General features: G+C 68.9%; 28 protein-coding genes and 1 pseudogene. 6 read left to right on the forward strand and 23 right to left on the reverse strand.

Features of this window, described 5'->3' with window-relative positions:
• Positions 1–7: 7 nt before the first annotated feature.
• The 14 genes from dprA to OHA18_RS00505 form a co-directional block, all read right to left on the reverse strand.
• A complete protein-coding gene (gene dprA, locus OHA18_RS00440; protein WP_329001377.1) occupies positions 8–1,222 on the reverse strand; it encodes a DNA-processing protein DprA in 1,215 nt (404 codons plus the stop codon).
• Positions 1,222–2,796 carry a YifB family Mg chelatase-like AAA ATPase gene (locus OHA18_RS00445; RefSeq protein ID WP_329001378.1) on the reverse strand — a complete coding sequence of 525 codons (1,575 nt, stop codon included), beginning with the start codon at positions 2,794–2,796 and terminating at the stop codon, positions 1,222–1,224. The genes dprA and OHA18_RS00445 overlap by 1 nt, the downstream gene beginning before the upstream one ends.
• Positions 2,796–3,152 (reverse strand): YraN family protein, encoded by a 357-nt coding sequence (locus tag OHA18_RS00450; protein WP_329001379.1) that lies wholly within the window; start codon positions 3,150–3,152, stop codon positions 2,796–2,798. The genes OHA18_RS00445 and OHA18_RS00450 overlap by 1 nt, the downstream gene beginning before the upstream one ends.
• Before the next feature lie 82 nt (positions 3,153–3,234).
• Entirely contained in the window at positions 3,235–3,558 is a 324-nt protein-coding gene (locus OHA18_RS00455) for a DUF2469 domain-containing protein (protein ID WP_012922325.1), read from the reverse strand.
• On the reverse strand, positions 3,548–4,258 hold the full coding sequence (locus tag OHA18_RS00460; RefSeq protein ID WP_329001390.1) for a ribonuclease HII: 711 nt from the start codon (positions 4,256–4,258) through the stop codon (positions 3,548–3,550). The genes OHA18_RS00455 and OHA18_RS00460 overlap by 11 nt, the downstream gene beginning before the upstream one ends.
• A 51-nt stretch (positions 4,259–4,309) precedes the next feature.
• The gene (gene lepB, locus OHA18_RS00465; RefSeq protein ID WP_329001391.1) at positions 4,310–5,074 is read right to left on the reverse strand and encodes a signal peptidase I; all 765 of its coding nucleotides are present in this window, start codon (positions 5,072–5,074) and stop codon (positions 4,310–4,312) included.
• The gene (gene lepB, locus OHA18_RS00470) at positions 5,071–5,700 is read right to left on the reverse strand and encodes a signal peptidase I (protein ID WP_329001393.1); all 630 of its coding nucleotides are present in this window, start codon (positions 5,698–5,700) and stop codon (positions 5,071–5,073) included. Before lepB (OHA18_RS00470) ends, lepB (OHA18_RS00465) begins: the two co-directional genes overlap by 4 nt.
• A 145-nt stretch (positions 5,701–5,845) precedes the next feature.
• The gene (rplS, locus tag OHA18_RS00475; protein ID WP_329001395.1) at positions 5,846–6,205 is read right to left on the reverse strand and encodes a 50S ribosomal protein L19; all 360 of its coding nucleotides are present in this window, start codon (positions 6,203–6,205) and stop codon (positions 5,846–5,848) included.
• A 194-nt stretch (positions 6,206–6,399) separates the two neighbouring features.
• A complete protein-coding gene (gene trmD, locus OHA18_RS00480) occupies positions 6,400–7,596 on the reverse strand; it encodes a tRNA (guanosine(37)-N1)-methyltransferase TrmD (protein ID WP_329001396.1) in 1,197 nt (398 codons plus the stop codon).
• Positions 7,586–8,128: a ribosome maturation factor RimM gene (rimM, locus tag OHA18_RS00485; protein ID WP_329001397.1), complete on the reverse strand. Its 543-nt coding sequence runs from the start codon at positions 8,126–8,128 to the stop codon at positions 7,586–7,588. Before rimM ends, trmD begins: the two co-directional genes overlap by 11 nt.
• Before the next feature lie 91 nt (positions 8,129–8,219).
• Entirely contained in the window at positions 8,220–8,471 is a 252-nt protein-coding gene (locus OHA18_RS00490; protein WP_329006054.1) for an RNA-binding protein, read from the reverse strand.
• A 5-nt stretch (positions 8,472–8,476) separates the two neighbouring features.
• Positions 8,477–9,019, reverse strand: a complete 543-nt coding sequence (gene rpsP / locus OHA18_RS00495) for a 30S ribosomal protein S16 (protein ID WP_329001399.1) — start codon at positions 9,017–9,019, stop codon at positions 8,477–8,479.
• Positions 9,020–9,193: 174 nt separating this feature from the next.
• Positions 9,194–10,546 (reverse strand): 6-phospho-beta-glucosidase, encoded by a 1,353-nt coding sequence (locus tag OHA18_RS00500; RefSeq protein WP_329001401.1) that lies wholly within the window; start codon positions 10,544–10,546, stop codon positions 9,194–9,196.
• Complete coding sequence (locus OHA18_RS00505; RefSeq protein WP_329001402.1) at positions 10,543–11,295, reverse strand: DeoR/GlpR family DNA-binding transcription regulator; 753 nt, start codon at positions 11,293–11,295, stop codon at positions 10,543–10,545. Before OHA18_RS00505 ends, OHA18_RS00500 begins: the two co-directional genes overlap by 4 nt.
• Before the next feature lie 126 nt (positions 11,296–11,421).
• On the opposite strand from OHA18_RS00505, the gene OHA18_RS00510 reads away from it, so the two are divergent.
• Positions 11,422–12,372: a carbohydrate kinase family protein gene (locus tag OHA18_RS00510; RefSeq protein WP_329001404.1), complete on the forward strand. Its 951-nt coding sequence runs from the start codon at positions 11,422–11,424 to the stop codon at positions 12,370–12,372.
• Here OHA18_RS00510 and OHA18_RS00515 read toward each other — a convergent pair.
• On the reverse strand, positions 12,361–12,681 hold the full coding sequence (locus tag OHA18_RS00515) for a hypothetical protein (protein WP_329001405.1): 321 nt from the start codon (positions 12,679–12,681) through the stop codon (positions 12,361–12,363). The two genes, OHA18_RS00510 and OHA18_RS00515, sit on opposite strands and share 12 nt — an antisense overlap.
• On the opposite strand from OHA18_RS00515, the pseudogene OHA18_RS43275 reads away from it, so the two are divergent.
• The 3 genes and pseudogenes from OHA18_RS43275 to OHA18_RS00530 all read left to right on the forward strand — a co-directional run.
• Positions 12,617–13,399: pseudogene (locus tag OHA18_RS43275) on the forward strand (ABC transporter substrate-binding protein); the annotation flags it as partial. The gene OHA18_RS00515 and the pseudogene OHA18_RS43275 sit on opposite strands and share 65 nt — an antisense overlap.
• Positions 13,400–13,661: 262 nt before the next feature.
• On the forward strand, positions 13,662–14,609 hold the full coding sequence (locus OHA18_RS00525) for a carbohydrate ABC transporter permease (protein WP_329001407.1): 948 nt from the start codon (positions 13,662–13,664) through the stop codon (positions 14,607–14,609).
• Entirely contained in the window at positions 14,606–15,433 is an 828-nt protein-coding gene (locus tag OHA18_RS00530) for a carbohydrate ABC transporter permease (protein WP_329001408.1), read from the forward strand. The genes OHA18_RS00525 and OHA18_RS00530 overlap by 4 nt, the downstream gene beginning before the upstream one ends.
• Here OHA18_RS00530 and OHA18_RS00535 read toward each other — a convergent pair.
• Positions 15,399–17,642: a caspase, EACC1-associated type gene (locus OHA18_RS00535; protein WP_329001410.1), complete on the reverse strand. Its 2,244-nt coding sequence runs from the start codon at positions 17,640–17,642 to the stop codon at positions 15,399–15,401. The two genes, OHA18_RS00530 and OHA18_RS00535, sit on opposite strands and share 35 nt — an antisense overlap.
• Complete coding sequence (locus tag OHA18_RS00540) at positions 17,605–18,000, reverse strand: hypothetical protein (RefSeq protein ID WP_329001411.1); 396 nt, start codon at positions 17,998–18,000, stop codon at positions 17,605–17,607. The genes OHA18_RS00535 and OHA18_RS00540 overlap by 38 nt, the downstream gene beginning before the upstream one ends.
• Before the next feature lie 119 nt (positions 18,001–18,119).
• On the opposite strand from OHA18_RS00540, the gene OHA18_RS00545 reads away from it, so the two are divergent.
• Together OHA18_RS00545 and OHA18_RS00550 are read left to right on the forward strand one after the other, a co-directional pair.
• The gene (locus OHA18_RS00545) at positions 18,120–18,314 is read left to right on the forward strand and encodes a hypothetical protein (RefSeq protein WP_329001412.1); all 195 of its coding nucleotides are present in this window, start codon (positions 18,120–18,122) and stop codon (positions 18,312–18,314) included.
• A 21-nt stretch (positions 18,315–18,335) separates the two neighbouring features.
• Complete coding sequence (locus tag OHA18_RS00550) at positions 18,336–19,682, forward strand: flotillin family protein (protein WP_329001413.1); 1,347 nt, start codon at positions 18,336–18,338, stop codon at positions 19,680–19,682.
• Between the two features lie 63 nt (positions 19,683–19,745).
• Here the strand turns inward: OHA18_RS00550 and OHA18_RS00555 are convergent, their stop codons facing one another.
• The 6 genes from OHA18_RS00555 to OHA18_RS00580 all read right to left on the reverse strand — a co-directional run bounded on the left by OHA18_RS00555 (position 19,746) and on the right by OHA18_RS00580 (position 26,224).
• Entirely contained in the window at positions 19,746–20,864 is a 1,119-nt protein-coding gene (locus tag OHA18_RS00555) for a S1 family peptidase (protein ID WP_329001414.1), read from the reverse strand.
• 115 nt (positions 20,865–20,979) lie between these two features.
• A complete protein-coding gene (locus tag OHA18_RS00560) occupies positions 20,980–21,705 on the reverse strand; it encodes a hypothetical protein (RefSeq protein ID WP_329001415.1) in 726 nt (241 codons plus the stop codon).
• A 60-nt stretch (positions 21,706–21,765) separates the two neighbouring features.
• A complete protein-coding gene (locus OHA18_RS00565; protein WP_329001417.1) occupies positions 21,766–22,404 on the reverse strand; it encodes a response regulator transcription factor in 639 nt (212 codons plus the stop codon).
• Positions 22,395–23,627 carry a sensor histidine kinase gene (locus tag OHA18_RS00570; protein ID WP_329001418.1) on the reverse strand — a complete coding sequence of 411 codons (1,233 nt, stop codon included), beginning with the start codon at positions 23,625–23,627 and terminating at the stop codon, positions 22,395–22,397. The genes OHA18_RS00565 and OHA18_RS00570 overlap by 10 nt, the downstream gene beginning before the upstream one ends.
• Positions 23,628–23,687: 60 nt before the next feature.
• Positions 23,688–25,028, reverse strand: a complete 1,341-nt coding sequence (locus tag OHA18_RS00575) for an N-acetylmuramoyl-L-alanine amidase (RefSeq protein ID WP_329001419.1) — start codon at positions 25,026–25,028, stop codon at positions 23,688–23,690.
• Between the two features lie 110 nt (positions 25,029–25,138).
• The gene (locus tag OHA18_RS00580; RefSeq protein ID WP_329001420.1) at positions 25,139–26,224 is read right to left on the reverse strand and encodes an amidohydrolase family protein; all 1,086 of its coding nucleotides are present in this window, start codon (positions 26,222–26,224) and stop codon (positions 25,139–25,141) included.
• Between the last annotated feature and the right edge of the window lie 19 nt (positions 26,225–26,243).

The raw sequence follows: 26,243 nt of genomic DNA on the forward strand, positions 1-26,243 counted from the left end.
GTGGCGGCTATGTGGGCGATTGTGGCGGGCTGGTTGGTGATAGGCGCCAGCCTGTGGGGGTTTGAGTTATTAGGGTGAGGGCGGCTAGGGCTTCTAGGGATTGTTCGGTGGTGGGGAGATCCAGGCCTGCCGTGACGGCTATGCGAGTGGCCGGGGCAGGGTGGTTGACGGGGACGGCGTCCAGGGTGCGTTGGAGGTCGGCGTCGAGGGTGTCGGCGAGGGTTTCCGGGGCGCGTTGGGAGCGGGTGAGGCCGGCGCCGAAGGGTGAGATTGCCTCGACGATGTCGGCGACGCTGGTGGCCAGTACGGCGTTGCGCTCGCGGACGAGCAGGTGACTGCCGGCGGACATGCGGGACGTGACAGGGCCGGGCACGGCGAGGACGGCGCGGCCGCACTGCTCGGCCCAGCCGGCGGTGTTGAGGGCGCCGCTGCGGATCGCGGCCTCGATGACGACCGTGCCTTGGGTCGACGCGGCGATGAGCCGGTTGCGGGCGAGGAAGCGGAGCTTGGTCGGTGAGCAGCCAGGTGGGAGCTCGGCAACGACAAGACCGTCTTCGGCGATGCGGCTGAGCAAGGCTGAGTTCCGTTTCGGGTAGCTGACGTCGACGCCGCAGGCGAGGAACGCGATCGTCAGACCGGAGGCAGCGATCGCGCCGCGATGAGCCGCCGCGTCGATGCCGAACGCGCCACCGGACACCACGGTCACGCCGGTGTCGGCGAGGCCGGCGGAGAGCTCGGCTGCAACGTGTTCGCCGTACGACGAGCAGGCGCGGGCGCCGACGAGCGATGCGGAACGCTTCAACGCGTGCCGGAGATGCGCCCGACCGCGGACCCAAAGGCCGAACGGGGCACCGGCGCGCCGGCTCAGCTGCCCGGCATCGGCCAGAACGTCCACCGCGTCGGGCCATTCGTCGTCGCCCGGGATGATAAACCGGGCGCCGGCGGCCGCGGCCCGCTCAAGATCTCGTTGCGGGTCGACCTCGGCCAGGCGGGTCGACCAGCGCTCCAGGCCGCGTGACCGCTGCCGGAGGCGGTCCCAGATCTCCAGGGCGGGCATGCCGTCGAAAGCCTTCAGGGCGGCGATGTCGCCCGGCTCGACGACGCGGGACAAGCCGGCGCGGGCGAGGCGTTCCCGATCGCCGTTGCCGCCGGCAATCAGCTCGTCCCCGCCCGAGCCGCCCCCGGAGCCGACGGCATCGATCGTCAGTGCGTAGTTCGTCATCAGGCGTGTCCTTTGAGAGAGCGGAGGTCGGACAGCTGCGCCAACGGTTCGCCGGCGCGGAGCTGGAAGGCTTCATGGGTGAGCTCGACGGTCGGAATGCCCGCACCGGCCAGGTCGGCGAGGGTCCAGGCCAGTCGGACCACGCGGTCGAACCCCCGGGCGGTGAGGCGGCCGGCCGCGTAGTGGTCTTCGAGGAGCTTGTTGCTGGCGGCATCCAAGGGATGGTCGCGGCGAAGGATGGGTCCCGGAACCTGGCTGTTCAGAATCCAGGCGGCGCCTCGGTAGCGATGGGCCTGGCGGTCACGGGCGAGCTGCACGCGCTCGGCAACGACGGCGGTCGACTCGACCGGCTCGCCGTCAGTGATCCTACGAGCCGCCGGGAGGATCTGGCGTTGGATGTCCAGACGGTCTTTGATCGGGCCGCTGATCCGTTGACGGTAGCGGGCCAGGATCTGAGGTGTGCAGCTGCAGATGCCCTGATTGGTGCCGGAGAGGCCGCACGGGCACGGGTTGGCGGCCAGGACGAGCATGAAGCGGGCCGGGAACTTCGCGACCGCGGCCGCCCGATGGACCTCGACGAATCCGGACTCGAGTGGCTGGCGCAGTGTGTCGAGCGTGAGCGGATGCATCTCAGGCGCCTCGTCGATGAACAAGACGCCGCGGTGCGCGCAGCTGATCGCACCAGGCCTCGGGACGCCCGACCCGCCGCCGACGAGGCTGACCAAGGACGCCGTGTGATGCGGTGCGATGAACGGCGGCCGCACGACGAGCTCGGCGTCGTTGGTGAGCAGCCCGGCGAGTGAATGGACCGCCGACACCTCGAGCGAGTCGTCGGTGCTCAGGTCGGGCATCAGACCGGCCAGGCGCTCGGCGAGCATCGTCTTGCCGGAGCCCGGCGGCCCGTGGAGGAAGAGGTGATGGCCGCCGGCGGCTGCGACCTCGATGGCGCGGCGCCCTTCCCGCTGGCCGATGACGTCGTCGAGGTCGACCGACGGAACCCGGGTCAGCGACTCCGACACCAGGCGCGGCTCGGCGCGCGGCGGCGCTTCGTCGGGCATCTCCACCCCACGGAGCAGAGCGAGAACCTGCCGCAGCGAGCGTGCGCCGTACACCTCGATGCCGGGGACCAGGCGTGCTTCGCCGACGTTCAGGTCCGGGACGACGATGCGGTCGAAGCCGGCCCGGGAGGCGGCCAGGGTCATGGCGAGGGCGCCGCGGACCTCGCGGATGCGGCCGTCCAGACCTAGCTCGCCGATGATCGCCGTCCGGCGGAGAGCGCTCGGGTCGACAGCACCTGCTGCCGTCAGCAAGCTCAGTGCGATGGCGACGTCATAGTGCGATCCCGTCTTGGGCAGGGTCGCGGGTGAGAGGCCGATGGTGACCTTGCGGTCGGGGAATCGCTCGCCGCTGTTCACCACAGCGGCGCGGACGCGGTCGCGGGCTTCGGACAGGGACGTGTCGGGAAGACCGATCAGGGTCGTCTTCGGCAGGCCTTGGGCGATGTCGGCCTCCACCTCGACGAGGTGGCCCTCCAGGCCGACCAGCGCGACCGACCAGGTCTGTGCGAGCGGCATCAGGCCACACCTCGCACGTGGTCCACGGTGGGTGGCGTGTTGTGGTCGAACAGGACGGCGAGGACGTCGATCCGGATCGCCGCCGGTCTGAGCTGATGGGTCTGCAGCCAGCGACCCGCCAGCTTCCGGAGGGTGGCCAGCTTCCGGTAGGTGATCGACTCCAGCGGGCTGCCGTAGTTGAGCCCGCGCCGGGTCTTCACCTCACAGACGACGAGGGTGTCGCCTTCGCGCGCCACGATGTCGATCTCGCCGAGCTCGCAGCGCCAGTTGCGCTCGAGCACGGCGAAACCGTGCGTGCTGAGATACCTCGCGGCGAGATCTTCGCCGTACCGTCCGACGGTGTTCCTGGTCCGCATCGATGACCACCTCCGGCAGAGAACATGCCGGGATCAGCCGTCGAAAACGGGCCTCACTTTCCGCCTGTGGACAACCAGGGGCTCAGCGGCCGAAGTCGGAGTCCTTCGGGACTTCCAGGTCGGACTTGGCGAGCTCTTCGATGTTGACGTCGCGGAAGGTGACGACCTTGGCGTTCTTCACGAAGCGGGCCGAACGGTAGACGTCCCAGACCCACGCGTCGGCCATCGTCACCTCGAAGTAGACGTCGCCGCCCTCGGTGCGGACCTTCAGGTCGACCGCGTTGCACAGATAGAAGCGCCGTTCGGTCTCCACGACGTACTTGAAGATCCCGACGACGTCCTTGTACTCCCGATAGAGCTGTAGCTCCATATCGGTTTCGTACTTCTCGAGGTCGTCAGCGCTCATATGCCTGGCTCTCCACTCCGGTGGGACTGGTCACATTCTGTCCCATATCGGGCCGCAGACTGCGGCGGACATTCTCGAACCGCCGTCGATGTTGTGGGCACGGGCCGTATTCGTCCAGTGCCGCCTGGTGCTCGGGGGTGCAGTACCCCTTGTGGATCGCGAACCCGTACTGCGGGTACACGGTGTCCCAGTGCTGCATGACCCGGTCCCGGGTCACCTTGGCGATCACGGACGCGGCGGCGATGCAAGCCGCCACGCGGTCGCCCTTCCAGATCGCCAGCCCCGGTACGCCGAGACCGTCGACCCCGAAGCCGTCGGTCAGCACGTACGACGGGCGCACGTCGAGGCGGAACAGTGCCCGGCGGAGCGCCTCCACGTTCGCCACGTGCATGCCGAGCCGATCACACTCGGCGGCCTCGATCGAGACCACCGACCAGGCCAGCGCACGCTTGCGGATCTCCTCGTAGCACCGGTCCCGGGCCTTCGCGGTCAGCAGCTTGGAGTCGGCCAGCTCCGGGATCTGGCCCCGCTTGCCCTCCGGCAGGATGACCGCGGCTGCCACCAACGGCCCGGCACACGGCCCGCGACCGGCCTCGTCGACGCCCGCGATCGGGTCCAGGCCGACGCGGCGCAGGGCACGCTCGTACCCGTACAGTCCGGCGTCTCGCCGTACCGTGCTCCCGCGCGGCAACGCGCTCATTCAGCCCTCCGCATCACACGACCCAGCCTAGGCACCAGAGGTGACAGGAATTTACTTAGGTGGTGGTGTGAGGGATATCGAAGGTTTGTCCGGCGCCGGGCCAGGGACCGGCACCGCCTTGAACGTGTCGGGTACGCCGAGTTTGCTCCAGCGTCCCGCCGGCCAGACGATCGCGATCGCCCGCCCGGTGACCTTGTCGAGCGGCACGAAAGCCGCATCGCCCTGGTTGCCACCGTTGGCGTCGACGTCCTGCAGATGCACCCGGGAGTCCCCGGAGGCGGACCGGTGGTCGCCCATCACGAAGATCCGGCCGGCCGGGACGGTGACCTGGAACTCCATCTGGGACGGGGCATCCCCGGGATACAGGTACTTCGTCTCGTCGAGCGGCTGACCGTTGACCAGCAGGCGGCCCTTGGAGTCGCAGCACGCGACCTTGTCGCCCGGCATGCCGATCAGGCGCTTGATCAGGTGACCGTGGCTGGAGTCCGGCAGCAGGCCAACGATCTCGAAGAACCGGCCGACCGAACCGCGCTTCTGGCCGCTCTCCTCCGGCCCGAGCCAGCCGCCCGGGTCCTCGAACACGACCACGTCACCGCGCTTGACGTCGGTGAGCTTCTCCACCACGACCCGGTCACCGACCAGCAGCGTGTTCTCCATCGACTCGCTCGGGATGATGAACATCTGCCCGACGAACGCCCGCAGGATCGACGAGACGATCAGGGCCCCGACCACGATCAGCACGAACTCACGGGCTGCTGCCGCGAAGCCCGAGCGGTGGGCGGGTTTGGAGTCCGTCTTGGTCGGTGTATCGGTCACTTCTTCAGCCCCGGCTTCTTGAAGGTTTCCGGAGGACGCAGCATCGTCATCCGGTCAGACGGCCAGATTACGCAACAGGCCCGGCCAACCACGTTCTCGACCGGCACGAATCCGCCTCCGGGGCCGCCCATATGGGCACGGGAGTCGGCGGATTCGGCGCGGTTGTCACCCATCACCCACAGGTGACCGGCCGGCACCAGCACGTTGAAGGGCTGCTCCGACGGCTTCGCGTCCTTCAGCAGGTACTCCCGCTCGTCCAGCGGGATCCCGTTGACGGTGATCTGCCCCTGCTTGTTGCAGCAGATCACCCGGTCGCCGCCGATCCCGATCACCCGTTTCACCAGGTGACCCTCACCGCTGCGCGGCAGGATGCCGACGAACTCACCGACCCGGCGCAGCGTGCCGGGCTGGGGCTCCGCCTCGTTCAGCCAGTTGCCCGGGTCCTTGAACACGATGATGTCACCGCGGTCGACGTCCCGGTGCAGGTAGCTGATCTTCTCGGCGAGGATCCGGTCGTCCTTCGTCAAGGTGTCGTACATCGACTCCGACGGGACGTAGAACGCCTCCGCGACGAACAGCCGCAGGACCACTGTGATGACAAGCGCGAGCACCGTCACGGTGCTCATCTCGACCAGCAGGCTGAGCAGCGGGTTGCGCTGCTTCAGCCTGCGGTGACGTCCTTTGCTCCGACGTGCCCTCGTGGCGGCCGGGCGAGGGCGAGCTCGAGTCGCAGTGCTCGGCGCCATAGGAGACGGTCGTCGTTACGCGGCGTCAGGAGGCCGGGACTTCGCGCTTCTCCTTGATCTTGGCCGCCTTACCGCGCAGGTCGCGCAGGTAGTACAGCTTGGCGCGGCGGACGTCGCCGCGGGTCACGATCTCGATCTTCTCGACGATCGGGGTGTGCAGCGGGAAGGTCCGCTCCACGCCGACGCCGAAGCTGACCTTACGGACCGTGAAGGTCTCCTGCAGGCCGCCACCCTGGCGCCGGATCACGACACCCTTGAACACCTGGACGCGGGAGCGGTTGCCCTCGACGACCTTGACGTGCACGTTGACGGTGTCGCCAGGCCGGAAAGCGGGGATGTCGTCACGCTTGCTCGCGTTGTCGAGCTCATTCAGGACGTTGCTCATCAGGTGTCTCTTCCTCGCGCGTGCCACAGGTCACCCACGAATCTCGGTGGTGATGAAGTCATCAGAAGGCTGCCGGTCGGTGGTCACCCCCTGTGGCAGGAGCACCGAAGGGCAGCAGCAGACAATCTTGCCACACGCCCCACACCGTGACGAAATCCGCCCGATCCGTCAGCAGAGGGTGAGCGTGACGGCCGTCACTTCCGGCGACGGCGTTTGGTCAGGTGGACCAGGTCGACCTTGGGCGTCTGGGCCTCCCGGCGGATCTCCCGGTAGCCCGCCTTCCGGTAGAGGGCGAGGTTGCGGTCGCTCTGCGCGCCGGTGTTCAAGGCGTACGACGTGACGTCGCTCGGCGCGAGCTGCTCAGCGGCGCGGAGGAGGCGGGCGCCGAGGCCGCGGCCCTGCCAGTCCGGGGCGACGACAAGGCGCTCGATGTGCCCCAGGGAACCGTCGACGGTCAGCTGGACGGATCCGACGATCCGGGCGCCGGCGACGGCCTTCAGCGCAGTGGAGCGCTGCAGGCGATCCGCTGTGTCGGCGACGTCCGCCGTGAGGGGCGGGAGCCTGTAGTCGTCGTACAGGCGGGCCTCGGAGAGGAAGGCGGCCAGCTGCAACACGTGGATCTCGCCCGCGTCGGCAGCTGTGGCCGGGAGGATGCGGACGGCGGTGGCGTCATCCTTGCCCGCCAGTACGTCGCCCCACGCGGCCAGCAGGTCCGGCCGGCGTTCCGCAGTACGTCGTACTGACTCCTCGTGGTGCCAGTCGGCGATCAGGCCGTGGTTCCCGGACAGGAGCACCTCAGGTACGTCGTGGCCGCGCCAGCTCGGCGGCTTCGTGTAGACCGGGTACTCGAGCAGGCCGTCGCCCGAGTGTGACTCCTCCGCCAGGGACTCCGGGTTGCCGATGACGCCGGGCAGCAGGCGCGCGATGGCCTCGACCATGACGAGTACGGCGACCTCACCGCCGTTCAGCACGTAGTCGCCGATGGACACCTCGTCCACGCGCATCCGCTCACCGGCGTACGACGCGACGCGCGCGTCGATGCCTTCGTACCGGCCGCAGGCGAAGGCCAGCCACGGCTCGGCCGCCAGCTCGTAGGCCAGCTCCTGTGTGAACGGTCGACCGGCGGGCGTCGGCACGATCAGTCGCGGCTGCGCCGGACCGTCCACGGGTGCGATCGCGTCCAGAGCCTGGCCCCAGGGCTCCGGCTTCATCACCATGCCCGCTCCCCCGCCGTACGGGGTGTCGTCGACGGTCCGGTGGCGGTCGTGGGTCCACTCGCGCAGGTCGTGCAGGCGGACGTCCAGGAGACCGCTCTTGGCCGCCTTGCCGACCAGGGAGACGTCCAGCGCGGCCAGGTACTCCGGGAAGATCGTGACGACGTCAAGCCTCATCGGTCGGGACCACCTCGGCACCGTCCGGGTCCAGCAGGCCGGGCCGGTCGGCCACGACGACGTACTGCTTCTCCAGGTTGAGCTCCGGGACCAGCTCCTCGACCAGCGGGACCAGTACGGCGTTGCCCGCGGGACGGCGGATCTCCAGGAGGTCCTGTGACGGCAGGTGAACCACGTCGATGACCTCACCGGCGTCGGCGCCGTCGGTGGTGCGGACGGCGAGACCGATCAGCTCGCGGTCGTAGAACTCCTCGGGGTCCTCCGGGCGCTCGTCCTCGTCGATCTCGGCCTGGACGGGCAGGTTGCGCAGGAGCTCGGCGGCGGTCCGGTCCGGCACGTCGGCGAACTTCACCAGCAGCCGCCCGCTGTGCCAGCGGCTCGAGGCCACCGTCAGCGTGCGGGACACCTTGGCGTCCGTCACCAGGGTCGCGCCGTCGGCGAACCGGCGGTCCGGCTCGTCGGTCCGCACCTCGATGCCGACCTCGCCCTTGATCCCATGCGCGCGGCCGATCCGCCCGACAGTCACCAACACCTGCGAACCCTTTCTACGGAGATACCAGGGAGAGAATAGGACGAAGGGCCGCACCCCAGACCGGGTGCGGCCCTTCGAAGGACTGCTGAGCTCAGCGGCGCGGGCGCCGGTTGAACTCGTCGACGAAGTCGATGCGCAGCGAGGACTCCGAGCTGATGGCGCCGACGACGGTCCGGATCGCGGTGGCGGTCCGGCCGTTGCGGCCGATCACCTTGCCGATGTCGTCGGGGTGGACGTGCACCTCGAGGGTGCGTCCGCGGCGCAGGGTCCGGGACCGGACACTGACGTCGTCGGGGTTGTCCACGATGCCTCGGACCAGGTGCTCGAGCGCCTCGGTCTCCATCATCGTCAGGCCTCGGTGGTCTCGGCCGCGGCCGGCGCCTCGTCGGCCTTGGCAACGTCGTCAGCCTTGGCGGTGTCGTCGGCCTTGGGAGCCTCGTCAGCCTTGGCGGCCGGCGCCTCGACGGCGTCGTCCTTCTTCTCGGCCGGCTTGTCGGCGGTCTTCTTGGCCGCGGACTTCTTGGCGGTGACCGCTTCGGTCTTCAGCGAGCCGTGGGCCTCGGCCAGCGCCTCGTTGAAGATCTCCTGCTTGTCCCGCTTGGGCTCCTTGACGCGCAGCGGCGCCGGGGCCGGCTCGCCCTTGAACTTCTGCCAGTCGCCGGACGCCTTGAAGATCGCCGCGACGGCCTCGCTCGGCTGCGCGCCGACGCCCAGCCAGTACTGCGCCCGCTCGGACTCGACCCGGATGAACGACGGCTCGGTCTTCGGGTTGTAGATGCCGATCTCCTCGATCGCCCGGCCGTCCCGCTTGGTGCGGGCGTCCATGACGACGATGCGGTAGTGCGGGGTGCGCTTCTTGCCGATGCGCTTCAAACGGATCTTGACTGCCACGTTTGTGGGGTCTCCCTCGGAATTCCTGTCTGGGTGAGCAGCACGACGCGTCGTGGGGACAACGCAGTGACGACTCGATGGGCCGACCGGGCAGTGGAGTTAGAGGGCTGCACAAACCTGGACGGACTCAGCAGGCCATTGTGCCAGATATGGCGTGTCTCAGACCAATCGGCGTCAGGCGCGCAGGTAGGCGAGGTCGGGCAGGCGCTCGACGCACGCGTCCAGGACGCTACGGGCCACAGTCACCGAGTCGATCAGCGGGTGGTAGGCCAGGGCCTTCAGGGCGGCTGACCTCGACCCGGTTGTCGCGGCGTCGATCGTGGAGCGCTCGACGGCCTTCACCGAGCAGACCAGTCCGGCCTGGTGGTCGGTGAGCTGGGACACAGTCACCGGCAGCGCGCCGTTGGCGTCCACCGTGCACGGGATCTCGATGACGGCGTCGTCGTCCAGGTGGTGCAGTACGCCGCGGTTCCGGACGTTCAGGATCAGGGAGGCCCGTTCGTTGTGCGCGATCGCCCGCATCAGCGACAACGCGACCTGCTCGTAGCCGCCCGCCTCCATGTCGCGCTCGTCCCGCTCCCCTGCGTCTGCGACCTCACGGCTCTCCACCCCGTAGGTCGACTCGCGCTCGGCCCGCGTCTTCTGCCACAGCTCCAGCGCCTGGTCAGGGTGCTTCCCGGTCTCGGCGTAGAACGCGGACTGCTGCTCCAGCAGGAACGTGCCACGCGTCTGACGCACAGCTTGTACGGCGGCCAGCGTCTCCCGCGCGAAGTAGTAGTAGTGCAGGTACTCGTTCGGGATCGAGCCGATCGAGCGCAGCCAGTCCGGACTGAACAGCCGGCCCTCCTCGAACGAGCTCAGCGCGTCGTCCGACTGCAGCAGCTCGGGCAGACGGTCCACGCCACCGGACCGCAGGCCGCGGAGCCAGCCGAGGTGGTTGAGGCCCGCGTAGTCGTAGAACGCGGTCGACGGGTCCACACCGACAGCCAGCGCTGCACGGCGGCCGAGACCCGATGGCGAGTCGCAAATGCCGATCACCCGGTCGCCGAGGATCGGGATCATCGCCTCGGTCACCATGCCCGCCGGGTTGGTGAAGTTGATGGTCCAGGCCTCCGGTGCGACCGCAGCGATCCGCTGAGCGATCCGAACGGCGACCGGCAGCGTCCGCAGGCCATAGGCGATCCCACCGGCGCCGACGGTCTCCTGACCGAGCACATCGAGGTCCAGAGCGATCCGCTCGTCGATGGTGCGTCCCTCGAGGCCGCCGACCCGGATCGCCGAGAAGATGAAGTCCGCGCCGCGCAGGGCCTCGTCCAGGTCGGTCGTCTCGGTCACCACCGGGGGCGGAAGCGGATGGTCGGCCACAGAGGCCTGCTGACGGAGAACGGCGCCGATGGCTGCCAGACGGCTGCGGTCGGTGTCGAAGAGGACCACCTCGGTGATCCGTCCGGCCCCCCGGTCGCCCAGCAGTGCGTGGTAGACGAGCGGAACCCGGAAGCCGCCCCCACCCAGGATCGTCAACCTCATGCCAGCACCACCTGCACTCCTGCCTCGGTCAGTTGGGTCCGGGTCGCCTCGTCGGCTCCCGCCTCGGTCACCACCATGGACAGCTCCCCCGGCTCGCACACCCGGGCGACCCCGTGTCCCGGGAACTTCGTCCGGTCGGCGAGCAGCACGACCTGGTCGGCCGCCTTGATCATCGCTCGCTTCACCGGCACCTCGATCATCGTGCTGTCCATCACCCGGCCGTCCGGCCGCACACCGCTGGTCCCCAGGAACAGCCAGTCGACATGGATCTGCCGCAGGCTCTCCTCGGTCAGATACCCGACCAGGGACCGGTAGCTGCGCCGCACGAACCCACCGAGAACGATCAGCTCGATCTGCTCGTCATTCTGCAACTCTTCCAGCACTGCGAGGTTGCTGGTCACCACGGTCAACGAGCGACCGTGCAAGTGCTGCGCCACCCGGAGTGCCGTCGTACCGATGTCGAGCAGCACGGACTCGCCGTCGCTCACCAGCTCGGCGGCGCGACGGGCGATCCGGTCCTTCTCCTCGGCATGGACGGCGTTGACGTCCGCGAACGGCTCGTCTCCGCCGTCGACCGCGAGCGCACCGCCGTACACCCGGGTGAGCCGGCCTTCGGCGTGCAGCTGCTCGAGGTCGCGCCGGATGGTGGCCTCGCTGACACCGAGCTTGGTGGCCAGCACCTTGACGCCCCCGGCCCCGTCGGCCCGGAGCGCACGGACGATCTGATCCTGTCGCTGCTTCGGCAACACACCGCAGACGCTATCACGCAAACTCTGTCACTTTCAGTCAAAGTCTTGATCAGGTATTGCGGATCTTGCGCAACCGACTTTAGATTCGTGAACGAGTTTGATCGACCCTGCAGGAGTGTGCTGACCATGCACGAACTGGACGTGATGGTGTCCGGTCTGGTCTTCCAGGACCTGGTGCTCGGCCTGCCCACTGCGCCGCGTCCCGGCACCGAGGTCTGGGCCACCGAGTCGCACGAGAGCCCCGGCGGCATCGCCAACTTCGCCGTCGCGCTGGCCCGGCTCGGCCTGCGCACCGGGATGGCCGCAGTGTTCGGCGCCGACGACCTGGGCGACCGGGTCTGGCGCCGCCTCGTCGACGACGAGGGCATCGATCTGACGCTGTCCCGCAGACTCGCCGGCTGGCAGACCCCGCTGACCGTGGCCCTTGCCTACGACAACGATCGGGCACTGGTCACCCGGGGTACCTCTCCCCTGCTGTCGGCCGACGAGCTGATCACCACGCTGCCGGCTGCCCGCGCAGTCGCCGCCCACATCGGTCCCTGGCGCAACGAGTGGCTGGCGAAGGCGAAGGTGGCCGGCAGTGTGGTGTTCGCAGACGTCGGCTGGGACCCGACGGAGCAGTGGGACCCGGCAGTGCTCGACCAGCTCGAGCACTGCGACGTGTTCCTGCCGAATGCCGACGAGGCGATGGCCTACACCCGTACGACGTCACCCGGCGAGGCACTCGAGGCCCTGGCCGAGAAGGTGCCGCTGGTGGTCGTGTCGAACGGCGCCGACGGGGCGGAAGCACTCGACGCGAGTACCGGCGAGCGCATCGCCGTACCTGCGTATCCGGTCCCGGCGGCGGACACCACCGGGGCGGGTGATGTGTTCGCCGCCGGTTTCATCGCCGCCACGCTCTGGGAGCTGCCGCTGGAGCAGCGGCTGCGGTTCGCCGCGCTCACCGCGGCGCTGTCCGTCACCCGGCTCGGCGGTGCGGACGCCGCGCCGCGCTGGGACGACCTGGCGGAGTGGCAGGCGGCGCACCCCGACGACCACCACCTCCACGCGCTGATCAGCGCACACTCAGGAAGGTAGAACTATGGAGCTCTCACGTCGGATGCTGCTCGGGGGCTTCGCGGCCGTAGCCGGCGGTGCGCTCGTCGGCTGCTCGTCCGGGATGAACAACACCGGGACCACGGCGAAGAAGAACACCACCACCGAGCTGACCATGTGGTGCTGGCAGGGCGGTCTGGTCAAGTCGGTGCTCGACGACACGATCGCGCACTTCCCGGACCCGAAGATCAAGTACTCCGAGATCGGCGGCGACTTCAAGCAGAAGCTGGTCACCACGTTCAACGGCGGCACCGGGATCCCGGACATCACCGGGATCAAGGGTGAGGACATCGCCTCGCTGCTCCCCCAGGCGTCGCGGTTCGTGGACCTGAAGACCGTCGGGGCGGACTCGGTCCTCGGCGACTACCTGGAGTGGAAGGTCAACCAGGCCACGACGCTGGACGGGAAGGTGATCGGGCTGCCGATCGACGTCGGCCCGACCGGGCTGTTCTACCGCGAGGACATCTTCGCCGCCGCAGGCCTGCCCAGCGATCCGGCCAAGGTGGCCGACCAGCTGAAGACCTGGGACGACTACTTCGCCGCCGGGGTCCAGCTGAAGGCGAAGAACCCGAAGGCGCTGCTGGTCTGGGACGCGACCGACCTCTACGACATGGTCGTCGGCCAGGGCACCGAGCGGTACATCTCCAAGGACAACAAGTTCATCGGCGACCAGGACCACATCCGCAAGGCGTGGGACACCTCGGTCAAGGCGATGACGATGAAGATCGACGGCAAGACGCCGAGCGGCAGCCCGGACTGGAACGCCGGTCTCGACCAGGGCACGATCCCGACCCACATCGGCGCCGCCTGGGTCGCCCTGGACATCAAGTCCGCGGTGAAGACCAGCGCCGGCAAGTGGCGGCTGGCGCCGACGCCGAGCGGACCGGCGAACTTCGGCGGCTCGTTCCTGGCCATCACCAAGAACGCAGCCGATCCGCAGAAGGCGTTCGACGTGATCAAGTACATGCTCAGCGCCGACAACGAGGCCAAGGCGTTCACCGACGCGCAGATCTTCCCGTCCGCGCCGGCGGCGTACGACAAGCCGGAGCTGAAGGCGGCGGACAAGTTCTTCGGTGGCCAGGTCCCGATCGACGTCTTCGGTCCGGCCGCGAAGGCCATCCCGGTCGCCTACCAGAGCCCGTACGACGACTCGGTCGCCGCACCGTTCCACGACGAGCTCAAGACCGTGCAGACCGGCTCCAAGACCTCCGACGCCGCCTGGGCCAGCGCAGTCTCCAAGGCAAGGCCATCGCCAAGCGCCAGGGAGTGCAGTGACTGGTACTGCGACTGTGCCGGCGACCGCCGACGCGCTGACCGGACCACCTGCCGGTCAGCGCGCCAGGCGGGGGATCTGGTCGTACTGGCGGTTCTATCTGGCGTTGTCGCCGTTCTACGTCCTGTTCGCGGTGTTCGGGCTGTACCCGATGCTGTCCACGATCGTGCTGGCGTTCCAGCGCTGGGACGGGCTCAGCCCGCGGAAGTTCACCGGGCTGGGCAACTTCGCGTTCCTGATCCAGGATCCGACGTTCTGGACGGCGCTGGAGAACACCGTCGTCCTGTTCCTGATGTCGACGGTCCCGACACTGGTCCTCGCGCTCCTGCTCGCGGTGATGCTGCAGTCGGCGGTCCGGTTCACCAACGTCTACCGGATCGCGTACTTCATCCCGAACGTCACCTCGCTGGTCGCGATGGCGATCTTCTTCAGCTCGATCTTCAGCACGAACTTCGGCCTGGTGAACGCGGCACTGCGATCCCTCGGCATCCCGCAGCAGGACTGGCTCGGTCAGCCGTGGGGAATCAAGATCGCGATCTCCACGATGATCGTGTGGCAGTGGGTCGGGTACAACACGCTGATCTACCTGGCCGGCCTGCAGGCGATCCCGAAGGACCAGTACGAGGCGGCGAAGGTGGACGGGGCCGGCGCCGTACGGACGTTCTTCTCGATCACGCTGCCGCAGCTGCGTCCCGTCGTACTGTTCACCGTCATCATGTCGACGATCGGCGGGCTGCAGACGTTCACCGAGCCGCAGGTGATGGTCGGCAACAGCGGCGGCACCGGGCAGAGCGGCATGACCGTGGTGCTGTTCTTCTACCGGGCCGCGTTCCTGGACAACGACTACGGGTACGCCGCCGCGATCGCGCTCAGCATCTTCGTACTCGTGTTGTTGTTCACGGCAATCAACTGGCGGATCTTCCGGGGCCGGAGTGAGGACCGATGACGCGTTACCGGCTGCGCGGGATCGCGCTGCACGCCGCACTCGTGCTGGCGCTGCTGGTGTTCATGTTCCCGTTCGTGTGGACGATCATCATGGCGTCGAACACGACCGCGGACATCTACCGGTTCCCGCCGAAGTTCACCTTCGGCGGTCACTTCGGCGACAACGTCCGGCACGTGCTCGACAACGTCGCGTTCTTCCAGTCGATGGCGAACACGGCGACGGTGGCGGTCTCGACCACGTTGCTGGTGCTGTTCTTCGACTCGCTGGCGGCGTTCACGTTCGCCAAGTTCCGGTTCCCGGGGCGGAATGCGTTGTTCGTCGTACTGCTGGCGACGATGCTGCTGCCGGCGCAACTGGCCGCCGTACCGCAGTTCCAGACGATGGCGCTCCTGGGCTGGGTCGGATCGTTGAAGGCGCTGATCATCCCCGGAGCGGCGAACGCGTTCGGCATCTTCTGGATGCGGCAGTACTTCCAGAACTCGATCCACGACGAGTTGATCGAGGCGGCGACGCTGGACGGCTGCGGCTTCTACGGCACGTACTGGCATGTGGCGCTGCCGTCGGCGCGGCCGGCGCTGGCGTTCCTCGGCATCTTCACGTTCGTCGGTTCGTGGAACGACTACATGTGGCCGCTGATCGTGCTGACCAACCCGGACCACGTGACGCTGCAGGTCGCCCTGTCGACACTGAACCGGTCGCACGGCGTCGACTACAGCATGGTGATGACCGGTGCGCTGATGGCGATGGTGCCGCTGGTGATCGTCTTCGCGATCTTCGCCCGCCAGTTCATCAAGGGTGCGACGGAAGGCGCCGTCCGCGGTTGACGAGCACGCCGATCGCGACCAGTGCGTTGCCGAACAGGCCGGTGAGGAAGTCGGCCGCCGAGTGTCCCTGGGTCAGGGCCGGGATCCCGCCGACGATGCCGATCGCCGAGTAGGTCACCACGGCCGCGGTCAGCCAGGTCCTGGTCCTGGCATCGACAGCGGCCAGGGCCGGCCAGGCGAGGGCGACGGCCACGATCGGGTCGAGGATCGCCAGCGGGGTGACGGTGAAGAACGAGACCCCGTCGCTGTGCGGGACGACCGCGCTCAGCACCAGCAAGATGCCCCCGGCAACGACCATCGCGGCGGCCGGTGGCCACACCGGCCAGAGTGGCCAACCTGGCGGCTTCAGCACGCGCAGGAGTACGGCGGTTAGCGCGATCCCGATCGCGGCGGACAGGGACCATGCGGAGGTCTCGTCGGCGGAGATCCCGCCGCCGACGATCACGGCGGCGCCCTCGATCGCGGCGACCGCGCACCCGGCTACGACGCCCAGGGCGACTGTGCCGGCCCAGCGCGCGACGAGGGCCGCGAGGAGGGCGACGAAGGCGCCGGCGATGGCGGGGTCGTACCAGGTCCGGTACAGGTACCAGCCTTGGTTCGAGTCGTACCAGAGCTTGCGGGAATAGGCGATGCCTGGCCAGTTCAGGTAGACGAGGAACGCGCCCGCGGCGATCAGCACGCCGATCAACCACCACGGCGGCTCACCCGACGGCGGCTCACCCGAGAGCTCGCCGGTCGGTTCGCGGGGCGTCGGCGCCGGAGCCGAGGTTGCGGCCGGCGCTCGCACCGCGGCCGCCTTCGGTGCGGGCTTCTCCGCCTTGGGTTTCGCCTCCGGCGCAGGCCACGTCGGCCGCGCGGCGGACTTCGGCGCAGGCCTCGGAGCGGACGTCGCTGCGGGCGTCGGTGCGGGCTCCGGTGACAGAGGTGGTGCTTCGGCGATCGTCAGCCGGACCGGGATGGTCCGCTCCCCGACCGGTCCGGCCAGTTGGACTTCGGCTTCGTGGGTGCCTGGTGTGGACTGCTCGGCGTGGAGGCGGATGACCTCGCCTTCCTGCTCGAGCTTCAGCCAGTCGACGTTCGAAGACGCCCCAGCGGTCAAGGCAATCGGCGGACCGGCCAGATGCAGGTCGGCGGACGTTGCGCCGGTGAGTTCCACGGACCCGGGCGTGACCCGGAGTTCCGCGCTCGACAGTGCCTCGGACGCGGCCTCGGAGACCTTGCGGCTGTCGTCGTCGATCATCTGCCGCAGCGCCTTCCAGGCGGCGTACGCCTGCCCGAGGTCCTCGTCGTACAGCCGTTCGCGCAGGTAGTCGACGACGCCGAACCTTGCCGCCGGCAACGGACTCTCCATCGCCTGGGTCAGTTCCGGCGCGAGCGGCGCCGGCGTGATCCGGCGTACCCGGCTGCGGGCGATCAGCAGCTCGCCCTGCGAGCCGAAGGTCCACATCTGCGGGTTCTGGTTCGGCGTGACCCGGTGAATCCGATCGGTGACGAACCCGACCAGTTCGGTCAGACCGACCCAGCCGTCGCCGTCCCGGTCCGCCTCGCCGGTCGTCAGCCCGTCCACCACAGCGCCGGTGAAGACCGACGGCGCAGGCGCCGAGGCGTCGGACGCCAACTGCCCGCCCTCGAAGGCGTACTCCATCGCGCTGGACGCGGTGATCACCACCCGCCCACGGCCGCCGCCGACTTCGGCCTGCCGGGCGAATGCGTCCAGTACCTGTGCCTCGCCGGCCGCCCGCACCACCATGCCGCGCGGGAACGCACCGCCGTAGCAACAGTCCAGGAACAACGCGATCCGCTGCGCCCGGCTGTCCGCCATCTGCCGGTTGACGAAGTCCGCGGCCACCGCCGTCGACGCGAGCCGGGCCGGCTTGGTGTCGGCGACCGCGAGGAACAGTTCACCGGCCGAGTTCTTCAACCCATGGCAGGAGAAATGCAGCAACAGCAGGTCTTCCGGATTGCGGTCGGCGAAGAAGTCCTCGACCGCGAGCCGGATGTCCTGCGCGGGCGCGTTCCGCAGTACCTGGACCTCGAATCCGCCGACCGCCGGATCCGCCAGTACGCCGGCCAGCGCGGCAGCGTCCTGCGCCGGGGCGACGAGCCGCTTCAGACCGGGGTCGTCGTACTGGTCGTTCGCCACCACGAGCGCGACGCGCGAACCGTCCATCTCACACGTCCGCTCCGGCGTGCCGTCGTACGAAGGCATCGACCAGTTGCTGCTGCATGTCGTCACTCGCACGGGTCAGCTCGATCACGTCACCGTCGATGGTGAGCTTCACCGTCCGCCCGTCACCGACCGCGCCGAGCCACCCCCGCACGACAGCAACCACCGAACCGAGCACCTGCAGACCGGGCGCCAGCGAAACGCTCAGCACACCTGCGACCGCGGCAAGAGCACCGCGCGTGCCGTCCGGCGCCTCACCGTCGCGGAAGGGCTCGACCGCGCGTACGTCGAGCGCCAGCAACTCCTGCCGTAGCAGCAGTGCCAGCTCCTCGAGCCGTGCGTCGTCCGACCCGTCCTCGGTGACCCCCACCAAGACCCCGTCCAACCCGCTGTCCCCCATCGCCCCTCCCACCCCAGGCCGACGTCTCCACAATGCCGCCGTACTGCGTCGGCGACAAGGCGTCACGACAACGTAGGCTTCGGGAACTGGATCGTGTGCTGCGACGTCGGAGGGTCAACATGGTAGGCAAACGGGGGCGGGTGATCGGCCGGATCGCACCCGGGATCGTCGGCGAGGTGATGCTGCCGGTCCGCGGTGCCACCGAGGCCTTCTACGCTTACCCGGCGACCGACGAGGTGCTCGAGGTGGGAACGCAGATCGTCGTGGTCGACTACGACCCTCCCCGCACCGTGTACGTCGCTCGCGCCATCTAATTTCGTTCCCTTGGAGGGGAAATGCTCTGGACGTACGTGATCATCGCCGCCGTCGCGGTGGTGGTCCTGCTCATCCTGTTCCGGATGGTCTGGCGGGTGGCGGAGCCGAACGAGGCGCTGATCATCTCCGGCCTCGGCGCGCACTCCAGCTCCGAGCAGGTCAACGAGACCCTCGGTTTCAAGATCGTGGTCGGCCGCGGCACCTCGGTGCTGCCGGGCTTCCAGACGGTACGGCGGCTGCCGCTGGACATCCGCGCCACGCCGTTGACCGTGACGTGCGTGTCCAGCCAGGGCATCCCGCTGCACATCAAGGGCGTCACGGCGTACAAGGTCGGTGACGACTACGGCTCGATCGCGAACGCGGCCCGGCGGTTCCTGGAGCAGAGCGACGAGCAGGTGATGAGCACGATCCACGAGCTGTTCGCCGGTCACCTGCGGGCGATCGTCGGCTCCACCACGGTCGAGGAGATGCTGCACGACCGGGAGACGCTGACCACCAACATCCGCGGCTCGCTGGCCGGCGACATGGAGAAGCTCGGCCTGGTCGTGGACTCGCTGCAGATCCAGGAGATCGACGACGAGTCCGGCTACATCAGGAACCTGGGCCGCCCGCAGGCCGCCGCGGTCGAGGCCGCGGCCCGGATCGCGCAGGCCGAGCGGGATCGCGAGGCCACCGAGCGCGAGCAGGTCGCCGCGGCGGCCAAGGCCGCGGCGATCCGGGAGAGCGAGATCGCGAAGGCCGGCTACCAGGCCGAGGTCGACCAGGCGTCCTCGAAGGCGTTCCAGGCCGGCCCGCTGGCGGCCGCGCTGGCCAAGCAGGAGGTCGTCGTCGCCGAGACGGAGACCGCGAAGCTGAACGCGTCGCTGTCCGAGCGGCAGCTGGAGTCGACGGTGCTGAAGCCGGCCGACGCCGAGGCGTACAAGCAGCGCACGCTGGCCCAGGCCGCCCGGGACGCACAGATCGCGGCCGCCGAGGCGAACGCCCGGGAGGTCCAGTTGCGGGGTGAGGCGCAGGCGAAGGCGACCGAGCTGACCGGTAAGGCCGAGGCGTCCGCCGTCGAGGCGAAGGCGATGGCCGAGGCGGCCGGTATCAAGGCGCGCGCCGAGGCGCTGGCCACGAACACCGACGCGGTCGTCGCGCAGCAGCTGGCCGAGGCGTACCCGGAGATCGTCCGGGCCGCGTCGTCGTCGTTCGACAAGGTCGGCAACATGGTCGTGCTGAACGGCGCCCAGGGCATCGAAGACACCCTGGTCAAGACGATCACCATGGGCGGCTCGGGCTTCGCGCTGGCCAAGCAGCTGATCGAGTCGCTGGCCACCAAGCCCGACAAGCCGACCCTGGAGTCCGTCCCCGACGAAACCGCCTGACCGACCACGTAACGTCCGAAGAACTGAGGCCAATAGCGCTCGGTTCTTCGGACGTTGCGGTTTTCAGGCGGTGTGGAGGGTCAGGCCGTAGTTCTGCAGGATCTCGTTGACCGGCTGGAACCAGGTCTCGCCGCCGCTGGTGCAGTCGCCCCAGCCGCCGGACGTCACGCCCTGCGCCTGGTCGCCGGTGATGAACGACCCGCCGGAATCGCCACCCTCGGCGCAGACGCTGGTCTTGGTCGCGCCGTAGAACAGCTGACCGTTGCCGTAGTTCACGGTCTCGTTCTTGGCCAGGATCGTGCCGCAGTGCCAGTGCGACGTCGAACCGCTCCGGCAGACCGACGAACCGATCGGGGCCTCCGCCGACCCGCGGACCAGCTGGTCGCTCACCTGTCCCCAGCCGAGCACCACCGGTACGGTCCACCAGCCGTTGCCGACCGAGACCCAGGCGTAGTCGTTGTCGGGGAACGACCAGGCCTGGAACGACCCGATGGCCGAGCCGTCCCAGCCGCTGACCGTGCCGCTACGACCACAGTGGCCGGCGGTGACGAATCCGCCGTACACGGAGAAGCCGATCGAGCAGCGGATGTTGCTGACGTAGTACGGGTCGCCGCCGACCGTGCCGGCGGAGTACGTGCGTGGCACCTGGGCCGCTACCTCCTTCACCGTGACCGGGCCGGCCTTGGCGACCTTGGCCACGAACGCGTCGACGGCCTGGGATCGCTTACCTGCTTGGACGTTGATCACCACGCTGCCGGTCCGCGGGTCGGCAGCCCAGCCGCTGACCGCAGCCGGCACGATCTTGCCGGCCAGCTTGTCGACGGCGGCCTTCCGGTGGTCCAGCGTCTTGGCAGTCACCGGTACGGCGGTGACTGTGGCTCCGGTGGCTCGTACGGCGGCCGCACGGTCCGGACCAACAACGCCGACGACAAGCTCGTGCGTGGCGTCGTTGTACCAGGCTCCGCCGAACGCGGCGCCGGCTGCCTTCTGGGCCGCGGGCAACAGCTTCGCGGCCGACGTCTCGGCCACGAGCCGTTGCTGCAACTGCTGGTCGGTCAGCCCGAAGTCACGTTGCATGGCGGCCGATTGGCCGGCCACAGCCAGTGGTTCGGGCGCGGCGATCGCCTGTGCGGGCACGGTCAGGACACCCGCCGTGATCACGGCGGCCAGTAGGACCTTCATCTGAACTCTCCTCACCTAGGGGCGGTTCGGTGGATGAGAGCGCTCTCAGTGATTGAGAGTGGCGTACTGCGGACGGTCCGTCAAGGGCTGATGCCGACGTTGTCAGCCCGGCCGATCAGCCGGCGAGCGCCTGGAGGGTCGGCTTCTCGCGCTGCACGACCACGGCGCGCGCCTTGGCGAGAGCGGTGCGGATGGCGACCGGTTCGGGTGACATGGTCCAGTTCGACCACAGCACGACCAGCAACTGGTTCCCGACGGGCACGGCGTAGGAGTCCATCCCCGGCCCTCCCTGCTTGGCGTCCTTGGACGAGAACGCCATCGAGCCGGCCGGGAGCTTGGCGCTCGCCGGCGCTGCCGCTACGCCGATCCGGTCCGGGCAAACGGTGGTCGCGGCCCGCTGAAGGTCCTTCAGCGCAGCCTGTACGCCGCCTTGCTGGTAGACGACCCGCTCCTCGGACACGAACTCGTCCCGGCCGGCGCTCCAGACCAGCTGTCGACGCGCCATCCGCAACTTCTCACTGCTCATCCCGGCGTCGGCGGTTCCACACAAGCCTCCGAGGGTCGGCGAGTCGAGACGCGTGACCGGCGCACCCAACGGCCGCATGCCTGGCAGCTCTCCGACACCGATGCCGCCGGTCGCGAGCGCCGCGGCGGCCCGGGTGTCGTTCAACGGCTGCGACGTCGGCGTTGGCGTCGCCGACGTGACGGCTGCCGGCGACGCGCTCGCATCATCCTGCTTCGGCCCACCGCACGCCGCGACCGCGGCGACGCTCGTCACAGCCATCGCGACCATCAGGCCGCGGAACAGCCGACGGCCTTCCCTCATCTTGACCCCAGACATGACGGATCCATCCGCTCTCAATGTTTGTTCCGGCGCCGGAGAACATAGCCGACGCCAGGCTCACAGCCCGAGGTAGGCGAGAACGGCGAGGACGCGGCGGTGGCCCGAGTCGGTCGGCACCAGGTCGAGTTTGAGGAAGACATTGCCGACGTGCTTGTGCACAGCGCCGTCGGAGATGATCAGCTTCTCGCCGATCGCGGTGTTGCCGAGTCCTTCGGCCATCAGCGCGAGTACCTCGCGTTCGCGGGGCGTGAGCCGGTCGAGCGGGCTGCTCCGCTTGACCATCAGCTGGCTGACCACCTCCGGGTCGAGCACAGTCCCGCCGGCCGCAACCCGCCGTACCGCATCCAGGAATTCGTCGACGCGGGACACCCGGTCCTTCAGGAGGTAGCCGACGCCTTCGCTGCCGGCGGCGAGGAGCTCGGCCGCGTACACCTCCTCGACGTACTGCGAGAACACCAGCACCGGGAGCCCCGGCCGGCCGCGGCGGGCCTCGATCGCGGCCCGCAGGCCCTCGTCGGTGTAGGTCGGCGGCAGTCGTACGTCGACCACGGCGATGTCCACGTGGTGCTCGGCGATCGCCTTGGCGAACTCGTCCGCGTCGGTGGCGACCGCGGCGACCTCGAAACCGTTGTTGTCCAGCAGCAGTCCGAGGCCCTCGGCGAGGATCGGGTTGTCCTCGAGGATGATCACCCGCACGGAAGGATCACCTCGACGGTGGTCGGCCCACCGATCGGACTCTGCAGCTCCATCTGACCGTCGATCGCCTGCACGCGGTGGAGCATGCCATGCAGCCCACTCCCCCGGCCCAGCAGGTCGGACTGCTCACTGATCCGCGCTCCACCGATCCCGTCGTCCATGACCACCAGATAGAGCTCCGAGCCACGCCGCTCGAGCTGTACGTCGACATGCCCGGCCGCACTGTGCTTGGTGACGTTGGTGAGCGACTCCGCGACGACGAAGTACGCAGCGGCCTCCACTGCGGCCGGGACCTCGCCCAGCTCACCAATGCGGAGCTGGACCGGCAGTGGGCAGCGAGCGGCCAGTGCGGAGACCGCTCCGGCCAGACCACGGTCAGCAAGGATCGGTGGGTACATGGTCCGCAGTACGCCGCGCAGCTCGGTCATGGCCTGCTCCGCGCCGTCACGGGCGTCGTCCAGCAGCTTGGCCGCCTTCTCCGGGTCCTCCGCCATGGTCTGCTTCGCGATACCGATCCGCATCGCCAGCGACACCAGCTGGGCTTGCGTCCCGTCGTGCAGGTCCCGTTCGATACGCCGCAGCTCGGCTCCGTGGGAGTCGACAGCACCTGCTCGGCTCTTGGTGAGCTCGTCGACCCGCTGCGACAGCATGGCGTTCTCCAGCTGGTCCTGGCTGGGAGCGAGCAAGGTGAGCGCGGCCTTGGCGTGTCCGCGAGCCAGAGCCGGTGCGACCCAGCCCAGGACACCCAAGCTGAACAGCACCTGCAGCGGACCCAGCGTGAGGGCCTGGAACCAGTTGTTGACGTCGATGCCCATCAGGCTGAAGTTGCCCGGGTCAAGCTTCCACAGCAGCATGCCGGCGACGGCAGCGGGCACGCCGACAAGTCCGATCACCGCGACGAGCAGTTCGGGGACCATGGCCAGCGGCGTGAGCAGCAGCCACAGACTGCGCTTGAACGACCTGTCCCTGAACAGCGTGACCACGTCGCCTGGCTGGCGTGGTGTGGCTGCCGGCAACGGCGCGTCCCCGGACCGGCCCAGGTACTTGGCGGCCCGGCGGCGCTCGCTGTTGGCCAGCTTCACCAGCGCGCCGGTGAACGGCGTGATCAGCCAGCCGAGGAGCACACCGTTCGGCAACGCCAGCAACAGCAGCAGGGCCCGGAGGTAGCGGACCGCCAGGTAGGCACATGCCCGTCCGCCCCGAGCCAGGATCTTGTTGACCATGACTCAATCCTGCGGGACGGCCGGGCACATGTCGGTACAGCAGGCTCTACCTTTGCCGCTCTAGCAGTCTGGAACGCCTGGAAGCTTGGCATTCGGATCGTCGATGTAGATGTTGGTCATGTAGCCGTTCTGGTCGCGGAGCTTGGCCCACCAGTTGTTGGTGTAGCCGTTGGCGGTCACCGTGTCGCCCTGGACCTGGCACTCGACGAAGACCTGGGTCGGGCCGGGCAGAGTGGTCACGACCGAGGCGGACAGCTGCGGGGCGGAGCGGACGTTGACGCCGTTCCCCCAGGTGGTGAAGTTGTACTCCGGCGGGTTCGGGTCGCCGCCGTTCACCAGCTGCATGTAGTAGTCCCAGTTCCAGTTCGGTCCCGGGTCGGTGTGGTCGTTGCCGGGCATCTCGCTGTGGCCCTTGATGTGGTTGCGGTCCTTCGGGATGCCACGGCGGTCGGCGATGTTGGCGGTCAGGGCTGCCGACGACCGGTACATCGCGTCGGTGAACCACGACGGCTGGTCGATGAACCCCTCGTGCTCGATGCCGATCGCGTACGGGTTCGCACTGCGGGCGTGCCAGGCGGTGTCCTTCTCGGCCACCATCTGGGTGATCTGGCCGTCGCTGGACCGGACCACGTAGTGCGCGCTGACCTGGGCCGCGGGGTCCTTGAACCAGCTGATCGTGCCGGCGTACGAGCCCTGGGTCACGTGGATCACGATCGTGGTGATCGCCTGCGTACGGCCGACCTGGTAGTTGCAGGTGCAGGCCGGGTTCCAGATCGCGCCCGGGTAGTCGACGGCCTGGACCGACGCCTTGGTCTTGGTGCCGAGGGGCGTCACCTTCGCGTAGGCGCCGAGGTCCGGTGTGACCTTCTTCGGCTCGGTCGAGACACCGGCGGTACTGACGCCGCGCGCGATCACCCGGTAGACCTCGTCGGTGTACAGCCGCGCGGTCGGGCCGTCCGCGGAATGCGAGTACTTCGCGATCACGGAGTACCACTTGCCGAGATCGGAACGGTCCTGCAGGCCGGCTTGATCGGCGTACGAGTCGAGCACCGCGGCGGCGCCGAGGACGTTCGACGTGTCGTCCTTGCTCAGCTGCGCGACCGGCAACCCGGTCAGCTTGCTTGCCTCGGACATCGTCTTGTTCACGTTGTTGGCGGCCAGGTGCATGACGCCGTAGCCGTTCGCCTGGCTCGGCGTACCGTCGTGGCCGTCGAGGTGTGTCTCGGCGAACCCGACGCCGACCAGCACCTCACGCGGTACGTCGTACTTCGCGGCCGCGGTCTGGAACGCGGACGCGAGACTCGGCTGACCGGTCGGCGGGGGTGGCTCGGCGGCGTGGCTCGGGAGGGCTGTCAGCGCGAGCGCTCCGACAGCAAGCAGAATCGTGGCGGTGTTCCGCATGGGCGGCGGTCCTTCCCTCGTCTGGTCCGCCGAGGGGCGTCGGCGGTCCCGAGAGCCACGCTAAGGCAAGATCTTCCGCTCATTCCAGTGCTTAGGTGAATATTTTCCCGTCACCGCTGGAACATCACGCGACCACGGAGCGCGATCAAGCGCGGGTGAGTGAGGACGGCAGGGTTCGCCCGCGGATCCTCGTCGTACACCACCAGGTCGGCGGGATCGCCCGGTCGCAGCTCGCTCGGCGCACCGAGCCAGGCGCGGGCCGCCCACGATCCCGCGGCCAGGGCCTGCTCCCCCGACATGCCGATCTCGGTCAGCGCCTGGATCTCCTGGGCGACCAGCCCGTGCCCGAGGACACCGCCCGCATCGGTCCCCGCATACACCGGTACGCCGGCCTCGAACGCGTCCCGCAGCCGGTGCAGGCGACGGTCGTACAGGTCGCGCATGTGCGCCGAGTACACCGGGAACTTGGCGTCGGCCTGCTCGGCGTACTCCGGGAAGTTCTCGAGCTGGATCAGCGTCGGGACGACCGCGACCCCGTTGGCGGACATCTGCGCGAGCAGGTCGGGCTCGACGCCGGTGCCGTGCTCGAGGCAGTCGATGCCGGCGGCAAGCAGGTCCGGGAGGGCGTGCTCGCCGAAGACGTGCGCGGTGACGCGCGCGCCGAGCTCGTGTGCGCGGGTGATCGCCGCTGTCAGCGCCTCGGCCGGCCAGCACGGGGTCAGGTCGCCGGCGTCGCGGTCGATCCAGTCGCCGACCAGCTTCACCCAGCCGTCACCACGGGCGGCCTCCTGCTCGACATACGCGACCAGTTCCTCCGGCTCGATCTCCCAGCCGTAGTTGCGGATGTAGCGCTTGGAGCGGGCGATGTGCCGGCCGGCCCGGATGATCTTCGGCAGGTCCTCGCGGTCGTCGATCCAGCGGGTGTCGGCGGCCGAGCCGGCGTCGCGGACCAGCAGCGCGCCGGCATCGCGATCCACGATCGCCTGCTGCTCCTGGACCTCCGCGTCGACGGCGCCGTGCTGGTCGAGGCCGATGTGGCAGTGCGCGTCGACCAGGCCGGGCACGATCCAGCCGCCGGTGTGCACGGTCGTCACATCACCGGCGGTGGGCCGGTCGACGACCAGCCCACCGCTGAGATGAAGCTCCTGCTGCTCACCGGCCGGCAGCACCGTGCCGACCAGCTTGAGTACGGTCATGCAGCCGACCGTATCCGGG

Origin of the sequence: Kribbella sp. NBC_00709 (genome assembly GCF_036226565.1) — a bacterium.
Taxonomy (GTDB): domain Bacteria; phylum Actinomycetota; class Actinomycetes; order Propionibacteriales; family Kribbellaceae; genus Kribbella.